This is a genomic window from Arenimonas sp. (genome assembly GCF_044353605.1).
Classification (GTDB): domain Bacteria; phylum Pseudomonadota; class Gammaproteobacteria; order Xanthomonadales; family Xanthomonadaceae; genus Arenimonas.
The window spans coordinates 144,482-157,671 of record NZ_JBILBO010000003.1 but is presented as its reverse complement, the minus strand read 5'-3'; the positions used below and the strand labels follow the sequence as shown (position 1 = coordinate 157,671).

12 protein-coding genes are annotated in these 13,190 nt (G+C 59.6%); 3 read left to right on the top strand and 9 right to left on the bottom strand.

All coding sequences use genetic code 11. The annotated features are described in order from the left end of the window. Positions 1–3: 3 nt before the first annotated feature. From rlmM to ACIQ1A_RS03225, 4 genes are all read right to left on the bottom strand, one after another. Positions 4–1,071, bottom strand: a complete 1,068-nt coding sequence (gene rlmM, locus ACIQ1A_RS03240) for a 23S rRNA (cytidine(2498)-2'-O)-methyltransferase RlmM (RefSeq protein WP_395769622.1) — start codon at positions 1,069–1,071, stop codon at positions 4–6. Continuing rightward, positions 1,046–1,603: a nucleoside deaminase gene (locus ACIQ1A_RS03235; protein WP_395769621.1), complete on the bottom strand. Its 558-nt coding sequence runs from the start codon at positions 1,601–1,603 to the stop codon at positions 1,046–1,048. The genes rlmM and ACIQ1A_RS03235 overlap by 26 nt, the downstream gene beginning before the upstream one ends. Positions 1,604–1,606: 3 nt before the next feature. Beyond that, complete coding sequence (locus ACIQ1A_RS03230; RefSeq protein ID WP_395769620.1) at positions 1,607–3,334, bottom strand: glutamine--tRNA ligase/YqeY domain fusion protein; 1,728 nt, start codon at positions 3,332–3,334, stop codon at positions 1,607–1,609. A gap of 70 nt (positions 3,335–3,404) precedes the next feature. Next, the gene (locus tag ACIQ1A_RS03225; protein WP_395769619.1) at positions 3,405–4,325 is read right to left on the bottom strand and encodes a LysR substrate-binding domain-containing protein; all 921 of its coding nucleotides are present in this window, start codon (positions 4,323–4,325) and stop codon (positions 3,405–3,407) included. Between the two features lie 99 nt (positions 4,326–4,424). Between ACIQ1A_RS03225 and prmC the strand changes: the two genes are divergently transcribed. Further along, entirely contained in the window at positions 4,425–5,258 is an 834-nt protein-coding gene (gene prmC, locus ACIQ1A_RS03220) for a peptide chain release factor N(5)-glutamine methyltransferase (protein ID WP_395769618.1), read from the top strand. On the opposite strand, the gene dxs is transcribed toward prmC, so the two are convergent. Beyond that, the gene (gene dxs, locus ACIQ1A_RS03215) at positions 5,255–7,117 is read right to left on the bottom strand and encodes a 1-deoxy-D-xylulose-5-phosphate synthase (protein ID WP_395769617.1); all 1,863 of its coding nucleotides are present in this window, start codon (positions 7,115–7,117) and stop codon (positions 5,255–5,257) included. The genes prmC and dxs overlap by 4 nt on opposite strands. Positions 7,118–7,198: 81 nt before the next feature. Further along, a complete protein-coding gene (locus tag ACIQ1A_RS03210) occupies positions 7,199–7,858 on the bottom strand; it encodes an HNH endonuclease (RefSeq protein ID WP_395769616.1) in 660 nt (219 codons plus the stop codon). 78 nt (positions 7,859–7,936) lie between these two features. On the opposite strand from ACIQ1A_RS03210, the gene pip reads away from it, so the two are divergent. Beyond that, entirely contained in the window at positions 7,937–8,878 is a 942-nt protein-coding gene (gene pip, locus ACIQ1A_RS03205; RefSeq protein WP_395769615.1) for a prolyl aminopeptidase, read from the top strand. Here pip and ACIQ1A_RS03200 read toward each other — a convergent pair. The 3 genes from ACIQ1A_RS03200 to ACIQ1A_RS03190 are packed head-to-tail and all read right to left on the bottom strand — an operon-like array spanning position 8,875 to position 10,752. After that, a complete protein-coding gene (locus ACIQ1A_RS03200) occupies positions 8,875–9,408 on the bottom strand; it encodes an NUDIX hydrolase (protein ID WP_395769614.1) in 534 nt (177 codons plus the stop codon). The genes pip and ACIQ1A_RS03200 overlap by 4 nt on opposite strands. A 7-nt stretch (positions 9,409–9,415) precedes the next feature. After that, positions 9,416–10,294, bottom strand: coding sequence for a 5'-3' exonuclease H3TH domain-containing protein (locus tag ACIQ1A_RS03195; protein WP_395769613.1), 879 nt, complete (start codon positions 10,292–10,294; stop codon positions 9,416–9,418). After that, positions 10,291–10,752: a nitroreductase gene (locus ACIQ1A_RS03190; RefSeq protein WP_395769612.1), complete on the bottom strand. Its 462-nt coding sequence runs from the start codon at positions 10,750–10,752 to the stop codon at positions 10,291–10,293. Before ACIQ1A_RS03190 ends, ACIQ1A_RS03195 begins: the two co-directional genes overlap by 4 nt. Positions 10,753–11,024: 272 nt before the next feature. On the opposite strand from ACIQ1A_RS03190, the gene ACIQ1A_RS03185 reads away from it, so the two are divergent. Next, a complete protein-coding gene (locus ACIQ1A_RS03185) occupies positions 11,025–13,187 on the top strand; it encodes a DUF1631 family protein (RefSeq protein WP_395769611.1) in 2,163 nt (720 codons plus the stop codon). Positions 13,188–13,190 lie beyond the last annotated feature (3 nt).

Sequence of the window (13,190 nt, the reverse complement as noted above, 5' to 3'; positions counted from 1 at the left end):
TCATCATTTGAGGGCGTGCACGAATACGGTGATTTCTTCGCGGTCATGATACAGCTGCCGGGCCCGGATGAGGACGGGACGGCCGCATTGGCTCTGGAACAGATCCAGACACAGCGCGGTTTCCTCCCAGCGTTTTTTCATCGGCAGCTTCAGGTTGAAAATGGCATTGCGGCACCAGCCGTTGGCGAACCACTGCGCCATGCGTTTGGCGACTTTGCTGGGCGTTTCCACCATATCGCACACCATCCAGTCGATTGGGCGTTGCGGTTGCCAGTGGAAGCCATCGGCGCGGATGTGTTCGATCAGACCGGTGGCCAAGGCATCCGGACTCATGGGGCCGTTGTCGATGGCGCTCACATGCAGCTGGTTCTTGGCCAGTACCCAACTCCAGCCACCGGGCGCTGCGCCCAGATCGGCGGCCTGCATGCCGGCGGCAATAAGATTCAGGCGTTCCGCCGGTGTCATCAGGCACAGAATGGCCTCGTCCAGCTTCATCGCCGAGCGGCTCGGTGCCCGCGAGTCCTGCTTCAGGCGTGGAATGCCCATCGGCCAGGGGGATCGGTCATTTTCGGTCGAGCTGGCCAACAGCAGGTGGCGGTTGCTCAGGAAGATCACATGCAGTTGCGGTAATTTCGCATTCGGCTTATCGGTCAGCAATCCGCGTTTGCGCAGCGCCGGCCGCAGCGCATTGCCGAAGGACTTGGCAAGTCCCGCCAGCGGCCGCGCGGCGTCGGAGTCGGGAGTTTCCACCGACAGTTCACCATAGCGGCCCTTGCCCCCGAGGGCGTCGATCACCGGGCTCACGCGGTCGGCGATGTCGAGATCGGTCAGTTCATCGATCAGCGCATATTTCTGCCGCGCGAAAATGAGTTGTTCCAGGCGAATTGACTCAGCCAGTGTTTCCCGTGGTGCTCCAAGCAGCATGACGAATGCGCTGCCACGTTCGGTTTTGGCATAGACCGGCAATCCCAGCGCGCCGGCATGGTGCGAAAGCTCCGCCGCAAGGTCCGGTTCGAAACCGGGACGGCAATAGGCCAGTAGGCCTTCAGTAGACAAGGCCGGATTCCCCATAGGCTTTCAAGACCGCGCAGGCGTCTTCGCGCAGAATGTCCCGGCGCACATTGATGCCGCGTTTCTGCCATTCTCCAATCCAGTCGGCCGGTAACGGCCCTTCGTCGAAGCCAGCCAAGGACTGAACGTCATCGGCACGGGCGCCAATCAGGACGGCATCAATGCCCGCCCAGAACGAGGCGCCGTAACACATGGCGCAAGGCTGTGAAGAGGTGGCGAGCACAATTCGCTCACCGTTCTGATTCAGTCGGAACCGGTTCATTGCCTGCTGTGCCGTGGCAAAGGCCAGCATTTCGGCATGCGCCAGCGAGCAGTTCTGACTCACAACCCGGTTTACGCCGACACCCAAAAGCCGCCCCGTGTCGGTAAACAGCGCCGCACCGAATGGTCCACCGCTGGTTTCGCGAACGTTGCGTGACGACAGACGGACGGCCAAGGCCATTTTCGACAGGTCATCCGGATAAACGGTTTCGGTGCCGATTTCATCGGCAATCCATGCCGGCAGCGTCAGATGGACGTGGTCATGTGGCACGGGTTATTTCACGGCCCAGGTGTCGCGCAGGGTCACGCTGCGGTTGAATACCGGCTTGTCAGGACGGTGATCATGGCGGTCGGCAACGAAATAGCCCTGGCGTTCGAACTGGAAGCTCTGCTCCGGAATCGCGGCGGCGGCGGCCGGTTCCACGAAGCCGTTGGCGACCTGCGCCGAAAGTGGATTGAGGTAATCCTGATAACTTCCGCCTTCGTCGTTGTCCGGATTTTCGACCGTAAACAGGCGGTCGAACAGACGGAATTCGGCCGCAACCGCGTGCTTGACGCAGACCCAATGGATGGTGCCCTTTACTTTGCGTTTGGAGCCCTCCATGCCCGGACGCGATTCCAGATCGAGCCGGCATCGCAGTTCACTCACGGTACCATCGGTAATGATGACCTCATCGCAGGTCACGATACCGACGCCGCGCAGGCGGACATCGGCACCCTGGGTGAGACGGTGATATCCGGGTGTCGGGGTTTCCATGAAGTCTTCGGCGTCGATCCAGAGCACGTTGGAGAAAGGTACCTCGCGTCTGCCGCAATCATCGTTTTTCGGATGATTCGCCATCGACAGCATTTCGAGATGATCCGCCGACAGATTGGTGATGACCAGTTTGATCGGATGAACCACCGCCATGCGCCGCTCTGCACTTTCGTCCAGGGTTTCACGCACGCAGTTTTCCAGCACCGAGAAGTCGATTACGGAATTCTGCTTGCTGATGCCGATGCGGTCGGCGAACAGGCGCAGCGCTGCCGGCGGCGTGCCGCGGCGGCGCAAGCCGGACAGTGTCGGCATGCGCGGATCATCCCATCCCGACACCAGACCATCGTTGACCAATGCCAGCAACTTACGTTTGCTCATCACGGTGTAGTTGATGTTCAGGCGTGAAAACTCGATCTGCCGGGGCTTCGCCACCTGGCTATCGAAGCCGGCATCGACCAGCGGCTGCCAGAGCTGCGGATGATGGGGAAGATCGATGTTGTCCACGCACCAGTCATAAAGCGGGCGGTGGTCTTCGAATTCCAGCGTACACAGGGAATGGGTGATGCCCTCGAGCGCATCCGAGATGCAGTGGGCATAGTCGTACATCGGATAGATCGGCCAGGCATCGCCGGTATTTTGGTGCGGAATCTTACGGATACGATAGAGCGCCGGATCGCGCATGTTGATGTTGCCACTGGCCATGTCGATTTTCGCACGCAGGGTGCGCGAGCCGTCGGCGAATTCGCCCGAACGCATGCGTTCGAAGAGGTCGCGGTTTTCGGCCACGCTGCGATCACGGTAGGGGGAGTTGCGGCCGGCCTGGGTCAGGGTGCCGCGGTATTCGCGCACTTCGTCTGCATTCAAATCGCACACATAGGCCTTGCCATCGTCAATGAGCTTGAGCGCGCTGCGGTAGAACACTTCGAAATAATCGGAGGCATGCCTCAGCTCATTCCACTCGAAACCGAGCCAACGCACATCGTCCTGGATGGAAGCGACGAATTCCAGGTCCTCTTTGGAGGGGTTGGTGTCATCGAAGCGCAAATTCACCAATCCATCGAATTCACGGCCGATGCCGAAGTTCAGGCAGATGCTCTTGGCATGACCGATATGCAGGTAGCCATTCGGCTCCGGTGGAAACCGTGTGCGGATCCTGCTGTGCTTTCCCGAAGCCAGATCGTCACGGATGATCTGGCGGATGAAATCGTTCTTTTCGGGGGCTGTGTTCGGGTTCGTGCTGTTCATGTCCGCGTTCAGATGGCGAAAACGGCTATTTTACCCTGTTCGGAGCCCGCGCGCCCCTTTGGAAAGCGGGTCAGCCGGGCTTTCGGGGGCGCATTTCGAACAGCGATTTGGGCAGTTCGGAAACCTGCCGGCCGATGTCGGTCAGGAACTCGGCGCGAACTGAACTTTTACGCCAGTACAGTGAGATGCGACGTGTCGGTGCGGGGTCGCGGAACGGCATCAGACGAATGTGCGGCGATTCAGGGACCGGCGGTTGAACTGCCAGCATGGGCAGCAAGGTAATACCAACGCCGGCCGCCACCATCTGTCGCAGGGTTTCCAGACTGGTGGCCCGGAACCCCTCTTTTTCACCGGCACCGGACAGTGCACAGACATCCAGAGCCTGGTCCCGCAGGCAATGGCCGTCTTCCAGCAGCAGCAGATGTTGTTGTTCCAATTCGCCCATGCCAAGCGTGCGCTGCCGTGTGAGCGGATGTTTTTCCGGCAAAGCAAGCACGAAGGGTTCGGTGAAAAGGTGCATGGCTTCGAAGTGTTCATCGCTTACCGGCTCTGCCAGGATGGCGGCATCGATCATGCCACTGCGCAGCTGTTGAATCAGCGCTTCGGTTTTCTCTTCAATCAACAACAGTTCCAGATGCGGGAAGCGCTTCCGGAGTTTGGGTACCACATGCGGCAGGAGATACGGCGCCAATGTCGGAAAGATTCCCAAACGCACCGAAGCAGCCTCCGGATCTTTGATGTGTTTGGCGATTTCATGCATCTGGCTGACTTGGGCAAGCGCCTGTCGCGCATGTTTGAGAATCTGTTCGCCGGCGGGAGTCAGAAGGATGTTGCGCGGTGCGCGTTCGATCAGGGCAACGCCGAGCTCTTCCTCGAGCTTCTTGAGCTGCGTGGAAAGCGTAGGTTGGCTGACGAAACAGGATTCAGCGGCGCGGCCGAAGTGCCGGGTATCGGCAAGGGCTACGAAATAACGTAAATCGCGGAGATTCATGCGGTGCCCTTATTCATAAAACCTATGTCAAGTATAGAATTGATTGTTAGAGCATATCAATCTCATCCTGTTTCGGTCGCCCTGCGGTAAGCTAGTGGCATGACAACCATCGCTGCAGCCCTTCGGGAGGCCATCGAATCTCTGCCGGACGGCATGGATCGTACTGACGCCGAGTACTTGCTAGCGCATGTATTGGAGAAACCGCGTGTCTGGCTGTATGCCCATGCCGATGACGAACTAGCGCCGGCGCATCGGGAGGTGTTCAGGGGTCTGCAGGCCCGTCGCAAAGCCGGTGAGCCGGTGGCCTACCTGACCGGACAGCGCGGCTTTTGGTCGCTTGACCTGAAAGTCAATGCCGATACGCTGATTCCGCGGCCCGAAACCGAACGCTTGGTCGAGTTGGCATTGGCCTTCCTGCATCCCGGCCGTCCGGCCGCAGTACTCGATCTTGGAACCGGTTCCGGCGCTGTGGCCCTGGCCATTGCCAGCGAGCGGCCATTGAGTCAAGTCACGGCTGTCGACATCTCGCCGGCCGCGCTCGCCGTCGCTTCAGCCAATGGCCGGCAACTGCGGCTCGCAAATGTTTTTTTTGAACATAGCGATTGGTTCAGCGGCCTTGGCGGCCGCCGCTTCGATGTGATTGTGAGCAATCCGCCTTACATCGAGAACGATGATGTCCATCTGAGCCTGGGAGATCTGCGCTTCGAGCCGCGTTCAGCCTTGGCATCCGGTCCGGATGGCTTGGACGATATCCGCGTGATTGCGGCTCAGGCCGGTCAACATCTCCTGCCCGGCGGCTGGTTGTTGCTGGAGCACGGCTGGCAGCAGAGGGCTGCGGTGCGTGCGTTACTTGAAGCCGCCGGGTTCACCGAGGTGCAAACGGAACCCGATCTGGAAGGACGCGACCGCGTCAGTCTGGGGCGCCTTGGTTAAAGCCAGCGTGCCGTAATGGCGGCGAGTATGCCCTTGCTGTCGATACCCGCTTCAGCCAGTAATTCTTCTCGACTGGCGTGTTCCTGATAGTGATCGGGCAGGCCCAACTGCAGGAGGTCAGCAGCGACGCCCTCAGCCCTGAAGAATTCACTGACGGCGCTGCCGGCACCGCCCATGACGGCGTTGTCCTCGACGGTGACGAAACGGGCATGGCTTCCGGCCAATTCACGCAACAGGGCTTCATCCAAAGGTTTGACGAAACGCATGTCGACCAAGGTTGCATCGATGCTTTCGGCAATCTTCGCCGCTGCCGGCAGTACGCTGCCGAAAGCGAGTAGAGCCAGTGTGTTGCCGCGGCGCACGACGCGTGCCTTGCCGAGGGAGAGGGTGCCGAGATCGTTGCCGGCGGCGATGCCGGTGCCGGAGCCGCGCGGATAGCGCACGGCGGCCGGGCCGGGGTAGTGGAACCCGGTACTGAGCATCAACCGGCATTCGCGCTCATCCGAAGGCGTCATGATCACCATGTTCGGTATGCAACGCAGAAAGCTGATATCGAAGCTGCCGGAGTGGGTGGCGCCGTCCGGGCCGACCAGGCCGGCGCGGTCGATGGCGAACAGTACATCCAGATTCTGCAGCGCCACGTCATGGATCAATTGGTCATAGGCCCGTTGCAGGAAGCTCGAATAAATCGCCACCACCGGCTTCGCACCTTCGCAGGCTAGGCCGGCAGCAAAGGTCACGGCATGCTGTTCGGCGATGGCGGTGTCGAAATAACGCAGCGGGAACTCCTGTGAGAAACGCACCAATCCGGATCCTTCACGCATGGCCGGGGTGATGCCCATCAGTTTCGGATCGGCGACGGCCATGTCACACAGCCAGTCACCGAATATCGAGGTATAGGTCGGCTTGCCTGGCGCCTTCTTCTGCACGCCGATGCTGGGATCGAACGGAGAGACTGCGTGGTACTCGATCTGATCACCTTCGGCCGGGTTGTAGCCCTTGCCCTTGGTCGTCATGACATGCAGCAGCTGCGGGCCTTTCAATTCCTTGCAGGTTTTCAAGGCATTCAGCAGGGCCGGCAGGTCATGCCCGTCGATCGGGCCGTTGTAATGGAAGCCCATTTCCTCGAACAATGTGGAGGGAACGAACATGCCTTTCCAGTGTTCCTCCCAGCGCCGGACGAATTTTGCGGCCGGTTTGTTTTTATCACCGAGGATTTTCTTGCCGCTTTCGCGTACAGCGTTCAAGGTTCGGCTGGCCATCATCTTGCCGAGCATTTTGGTCATGCCACCGACGTTTTCGGAAATCGACATCTGGTTGTCGTTGAGGATCACCAGCACATCCGGTTCCGGATTCATGCCTCCGGCGTGATTGAGGGCTTCGAAAGCCATGCCGGCGGTCATTGCGCCGTCACCGATGACGGCAACGAAGCGGCGGTTTTCGCCGGTGCGTTGCGCGGCCACGGCCATGCCGAGCGCGGCGGAGATGGAGGTGGAGGAGTGTCCGACGCCGAAGGTGTCGTAAGGGCTTTCTTCGCGGCGCGGGAATGGTGCCACGCCGTCTTTTTTCTTCACGGTATGGATGGTTTCGGCGCGGCCGGTCAGGATTTTATGCGGATAACATTGATGGCCGACATCCCAGACCAGCTTGTCATCGGGAGTTTGGTAAAGGTAATGCAGGGCTACGGTGAGCTCGACTACGCCGAGACCGGCCCCGAAATGTCCGCCGACTTGGCTGACCGTTTCGATCAGGTAGGCCCGCAGTTCATCAGCCACAGCCGGCAAATCGCTTTCCGGAAGCTTGCGCAGGTGGTCGGGTGTGGGCAGCTGGGAAAGCAGTGGGTAGCGGTCGCGGTCCATCGTCTCGGCTCGAAGTCTGTGCGTTATTGTCTTGCACTTGGCCGTTGACGGCAAGGCTTGTCGGTTGTGATTGGGCCTAACTCATTGAATGGCGAAGGTCTCGCCACGGGGATGTTTCGGTAGATGCTGCTTTAAGAAGGCCATCTGGTCGGCCAGAATATTGCGATTGGACAGAATCAAGTGCTCGACCCAGCTCGGCCGGTACGGAATGGCCAGCAGTGGCATATTGGCTTGCTGGGGAGTACGGCCGCCTTTTTTGGAGTTGCAACGGAAACACGAACTGACCACATTTTCCCAGGTATCGCGTCCGCCTTGTGAAATCGGATGGACATGGTCGCGGGTCAGGATATGTTTGGAATATTCCTTGCCGCAGTAAAGGCAGAGTTGTTTGTCGCGCGCGAACAAGGCGGGGTTGGTCAGTGCCGGTGAGGGCAGGTAGCTTCGGAAGTTGGCATGCCCGCGTGCCGCGACGATGGGATGCAATTCAACGACACTCTGTTCGCCGGTCAGACGGTTGCGGCCACCATGTACGGTCATGCACGGTTCGCCCAGTGTCCAGGACACGGCGCCGCGCACATACAGGCAGACGGCATCCTGCCAATGCATCCAATTCAAGATATGGCCATGGGCATCAAGGGAAAGAACGCGTGGTACGCGGGAATCGTTGGGGGGTAGTTGCCCGGCCGGGGGGCTGATCATCCCGGCGCCCACTAGAGCCAGTTTTGGCGTGGGCGAATCCATGTCTTGAGCATAACGCAAGTTTCGGGAAGTGCAAGCCTCTTTGCGCTAAACTGACGCAAATTCCGTCATGAGGCTGACATGCGCACACTGTACCCGCTGATCGAACCCTACCGGACCGGCATGTTGGCCGTCGATGGCCGGCATACTCTGTATTTCGAAGAGTGCGGCAATCCGGAAGGCAAGCCTGCCGTATTCCTGCATGGCGGCCCCGGTGCAGGCTGCAGCGACAACATGCGCCGTTTCCATGATCCGTCCGCCTACCGCATCATCCTGTTTGACCAACGCGGATCCGGGCGGTCCGCGCCGCATGCCGATCTGACCGACAACAGCACCTGGGATCTGGTGGCCGATATCGAAAAACTGCGCGTGCATCTGGGCATTGACCGCTGGCAGGTGTTCGGCGGTAGCTGGGGTTCCACGCTCGCGTTGGCCTATGCGCAGACCCACCCGGAGCGGGTGACCGAGCTGGTGTTGCGCGGCATCTTCATGCTGCGCCGCTGGGAACTGGAATGGTTTTACCAGAGCGGTGCCCACCGATTGTTTCCGGAAGCCTGGCAACCCTACCGCGATCTGATACCAGAAGCCGAGCGTGGCGATTTCATTGCGGCCTATCACCGGCGCCTGACGTCACCCGATGAAGAGGTACGCTTAGCGGCGGCCAAGGCCTGGTCGGTCTGGGAAGGTGCCACCAGCACCTTGATTCCCGAACCGGCGTCCATTGATTCCTTCGAAGATCCGCATTTCGCCCTCAGCTTCGCACGCATCGAAAACCATTACTTCGTGAACAAGGGCTTTTTCGAGGTCGATGACCAACTGCTGCGTGATACCCACAAAATCCGTCATATTCCCGGCGTCATCGTGCATGGCCGTTACGATGTGGTCTGCCCAGTGCAGAACGCCATCGATCTGCATGCGGTGTGGCCTGAAGCCAAGTTGGTGATTTCGCCGGCATCGGGGCATGCGGCATTCGAAGCCGAGAATACCGCGGCCTTGGTGGAGGCCACCGATTCCTTCCGTTAGACCGGAGTTCCGTCCGGATTCCGGTCAAGTAGCCAAAGTCCGGCCCACAGTTTCGGATCCATCGAATAGCCTTCGGCCATTTTCTGCGTCAGCCAAGTGGCCGCTTCGGCCACCGGCACTTCATGCACGGTGATGTTCTCGGTGTCATCGCCGCCCCCGGCGTGGATGCGGGTGAGGCCGGTGGCGCGAACGAAGGCGATCATTTCGTTGCTCAGGCCGGCTGAAGTCGGGCCGATCATCAGCACCTGCACGGCATTGGCCTGCCAACCGGTTTCTTCCAGAAGTTCCCGTTTAGCCGCCAGCTCGAGGGTGTCCGACGCGTCCAGGTCGCCGACTAGCCCCGCCGGCATTTCGATGGTATTGCATCCCATCGGGATGCGGAACTGCTCGACGAACAGCAGTTTGTCTTCCGGCGTTCTGGCGATGATGATCACGGCAGAGCCGGCGTTGGTGCGCTCGGCATATTCCCAATGATTCTCGACACAGAAGCGCAGATACTTGCCTTCGTGGATGGTGGTTTTTCCGCTCATCTTGGCATTATAGGGACAACAGGCGCCGCCGCGTCAGCGGGCCCAGCCGGAGTTGCTCAATCAGTATCATCAGCCCGTCCTCATCCTTGGCCCGGCGTGAACCGAGTTCGGTGTCTTCCGGCAACGGTATGTCGCAGCGGATGGTCGCCAGCTTGCGGCAGAGCAGGGCCATCTCGCGGTGTTCGCGCAGCTTGGCCGCATGCATGGCGGCTGATCGCAGGCGCAGGTAGGGGATTTCGTCAATCTTTTCGAGCAGTGCATCGAGCGTCCCGAAATGGCCGAGCAGGGTGGCTGCCGTCTTCGGGCCGATGCCCGGGACACCGGGAATGTTGTCCACCGCATCGCCGGTCAGACCGAGGTAATCCGCCAGTTGATGCGCATGCACACCATGCTTGGCCTTGACTCCGGCCAATTGCCAACGCTCGTTTTTGGCGTAATCCCACTGTACGTCGTGCTCACCGAGCAGTTGCGACAGGTCTTTGTCGGCCGACAGAATCAGGCTCGGGCGGCCTTCGGCACGGGCGCGGGTCAAGGCGCTGCCGATCAGGTCGTCCGCCTCGTAATAACCGTCGGCCAAGACCTGGAAACCCAGCGCCCGGCACAGGCGTTTGCAGTAATCGAACTGCTTCTTGAGTTCCTCAGGTGCCGGATCGCGATTGGCTTTGTAGGCGGGATACAGTTCGTTGCGGAAGTTGCTGTCGAGCGATTCGTCGAAGGCGAAGATGATGTACTCGGGTTTTTCGCGTTCGACCAGTTCGCAGACGAAGCGGGTAAAGCCCTGAACGGCGTTGGTCGGATTCTGCTCGACATCGAAGAATTCACGGGGCATGGAAAACCAGGCCCGGAACACGTACATGCTGGAATCGACCAGGTACAGCGGCCTCATGGTGCGGCCACGGTCAGCAGCGCGGCCGGATCGGGGCGCTCGCGTTCGGGCGCGGTTTCCATGCGGGTGCCGATGTGGATGTAACCGAGCAGGCTTTCATTCTCGGCTATGCCTACAGCTGCCAAGACTTCGCGGTCATAGGCGGCAAAGCCGGTCAGCCACTGCGCGCCGAAGCCGGCCTGATGTGCGGCATGCAACAGGCTCATGCAGACCGCACCGCCGGAAAGAAACTGCTCGATTTCAGGGACCTTATGGCCTTTCACCGGACTCAGCACTACCGCCACGATGCAGGGTGCGAAGGAAAACCGGGTCCGTTCTTTTTCAAGGCGTACGGCGGAGGCGTCCGGAACGGCTTTTTGCACCCGATCGAACAGAACCTCGCCGATCCTTGCCCGTGCATCCCCTTCAATCAGGATGAAGCGCCAGGGCCTGAGGCGACCATGGTCGGGAACATGCACGGCCTCGGCCAGGAGCGACAGCAGGCATCGGCGGTCAGGTCCTGGTGCGGCTAAATGCTTGCAGGGGGTTGAAATTCTTGAAATTAAGGGTAATGTGGAAGTCATCATGAACAGTTTATCACCAGTGTCCTTATATTGTTTAGCCGAGTGTGACCGGGTTCACAGACCGTGCAGGCGTGTTCCGTTATGATTTCAATCAGTAACGTGGGGAATTATTCGTGATTGATGAGTCCGGAATTTCGATGCCGACGGTTGCCTAGCCAGATGGCGACATGATCTACGGCCGTGTGCATGCCGCCGCAAAAAGCCGCTTGGTGCGCATCATTGCCAACGCCGTGGCCACCACCGATTCCTTCCTCTACGATGTCTGCCAGCAGGATCAATCGACCATAGGCTCGCCGAACATCGAAAACCTGCGTCTTTTCCGCACTGCCAGTCAGACCGTCGAGCACCAGTTCTCGCGTGCCGTTGACGCCGCGTTCGGAAAATTCCAGGGCAAACTCAAAGCCGGCTCTGAACATCCCGCCGGACTGGCACTGGTCGATATCGAAGATATCGATGATGTGGTCAACAGTGAGCTGGTTTCCGAGGCGGTTGTGCGTGCCGCGAATGACGGCATCACCATCACTTGCCTGCGCCTGTGCGCCCTGTTCGGGATGCAGGCTGCGAAAAAAATCAATGCGCCGCTCTCCGAGAAGCAGCTGGCTGAATATCTGAAGGCGGCACTGGCCGGTGTGGAGTTGCCGACCAAAATCCGTTTCATGCTGTTCCGGAATTTCGAAACGGCCTTGCTGTCGGCATTGCCCGAACTTCTGGATGAGTCGAACGAGCCGATGGTGAAGCACGGCATTTTGCCGCATCTGCAGTCCTTGCGCGCTTCCCGTGCCTCCGACCCGGCGGTCGAGCGCGTCGTTCACACCGAGCGTGCAGCGGTTCCGCCGCAGAATGCCGCGACTGCCCAACACTACCGTCATTTCGATGACGCTCCGGAAATCGGAGAGGGCGCGACCGAGCAGGCGCTGTTCCGTGAACTGTGCAGCCATCTGCACAGCTGGCGCCCGCAACATGGCTATTACCAGGATCCAGCGATGGCAGGCACCCCCGCCAACGGATCATCGCGCCGCAAGCTGCAGAAAAACGAAACCATCGCACTGCTATCGTCCATGCAGCGCATTCTGCCCGAAGCCGTTGCTTTGGCGCTGACCAACAACGAACTGTCCCTGTCGGCCATGCTGAAATCGGCCATGCTCGGCAATACCCGCAAGATCGGCCTGGCACCGGATGTCGTCGAAATCAACCAAGACGACGAAGACGCGGTCGATCTGGTCGGCATGCTGTTCGACGTGCTGATGACCGAGCGTGATTTCCAGGAAGAAGCCAAGAGCCTGATGTCGCGTCTGATCGTGCCTTACGCCAAAGCGGCCGTGCTCGACCGTCGCCTGTTCCTGACCAAAGCCCATCCGGCCCGCAAGCTGCTGAACGCGCTTGCCGAAGCGGTCGAAGGCAATCAGGGTGACGGCGCGCAGGAGCGTGATCTGCTGAATCGGGCGGAGGTCACTGTAGACCGTCTGGTTGCCGGGTTCAATGAAGACATCGCCATTTTCGAAACCCTTGAAGTGGAAATGCGCTCGTACCTCGATCAGCACCAGCGCCGTATCGAACTTGCCGAGAAGCGGGCCAAAGAGGCACAGCGCGGCCAAGAACGTCTTGAGAATGCCCGTATGCTGGCGGCAAGGGAGCTGCAGCAGCGTTCGTTGAACAGCGGTCTGCCGGTGAGTGTTTCCGAATTCTTTAGCCGATATTGGACGCATCATCTGTCCATGATTGCCCTGCGCGAAGGCGAGGACAGCCAGTCCTGGTCTCTGGCCCTTCAGTTGGCCGACGACATCCTTGCCATGCTTTCGACCCAGCCGCCTTCGGCGCGTCTGCAACCGATGCAGCGGCATCGCACCGCCATCGAGTCGGTGTTGTCCAGCTCGGGCGTGATGGCGGACACCTCCTCCGCGTTCATCCAGAAGATGACCGATGAGGTCTGCATGTACCAGCCGATGTCCGGCGTTCCGGTTACGGAAGTGGTTGCGGTTGCCGAAACGTCTGCGCCCAAGGCCAGCTTCGGCTTGCACCTGGCCTATGACAAGAACGCCATTGAATTCGACGAGGCGGATGTCGAATACTTCCGCAGTCTGCCCATCGGCGGCTGGCTGCAGCTGGAAGGCAGCAACGGCAGTTTCTCACCGATCAAACTGGCCTGGATCAGTCCGATTTCCTCGCGTCTGATGTTCGTGAATCGCCGGGGTGTGCGCGTGCTGGTGGTTTCGGTGGAAGAACTTGCCCAGATGAAAAAACAGGGCAAGTTGATCATCCATGCCGAAGAAAACGTGTTCGAACAGACCCTTGATCGCGTCCTGCATCGCCTGAAAGCCGATTTCAGCTGACGG

What these genes read in the sequence shown, in the direction of transcription:
- ACIQ1A_RS03200 (WP_395769614.1), bottom strand. Translation starts at nt 9,408, where the DNA reads ATGAGCGGAAAAACCACCATCCACGAAGGCAAGTATCTGCGCTTCTGT.
- dxs (WP_395769617.1), bottom strand. Translation starts at nt 7,117, where the DNA reads ATGGACCGCGACCGCTACCCACTGCTTTCCCAGCTGCCCACACCCGAC.
- ACIQ1A_RS03185 (WP_395769611.1), top strand. Translation starts at nt 11,025, where the DNA reads ATGATCTACGGCCGTGTGCATGCCGCCGCAAAAAGCCGCTTGGTGCGC.
- ACIQ1A_RS03210 (WP_395769616.1), bottom strand. Translation starts at nt 7,858, where the DNA reads ATGGATTCGCCCACGCCAAAACTGGCTCTAGTGGGCGCCGGGATGATC.
- rlmM (WP_395769622.1), bottom strand. Translation starts at nt 1,071, where the DNA reads ATGGGGAATCCGGCCTTGTCTACTGAAGGCCTACTGGCCTATTGCCGT.
- prmC (WP_395769618.1), top strand. Translation starts at nt 4,425, where the DNA reads ATGACAACCATCGCTGCAGCCCTTCGGGAGGCCATCGAATCTCTGCCG.
- pip (WP_395769615.1), top strand. Translation starts at nt 7,937, where the DNA reads ATGCGCACACTGTACCCGCTGATCGAACCCTACCGGACCGGCATGTTG.
- ACIQ1A_RS03195 (WP_395769613.1), bottom strand. Translation starts at nt 10,294, where the DNA reads ATGAGGCCGCTGTACCTGGTCGATTCCAGCATGTACGTGTTCCGGGCC.
- ACIQ1A_RS03230 (WP_395769620.1), bottom strand. Translation starts at nt 3,334, where the DNA reads ATGAACAGCACGAACCCGAACACAGCCCCCGAAAAGAACGATTTCATC.
- ACIQ1A_RS03225 (WP_395769619.1), bottom strand. Translation starts at nt 4,325, where the DNA reads ATGAATCTCCGCGATTTACGTTATTTCGTAGCCCTTGCCGATACCCGG.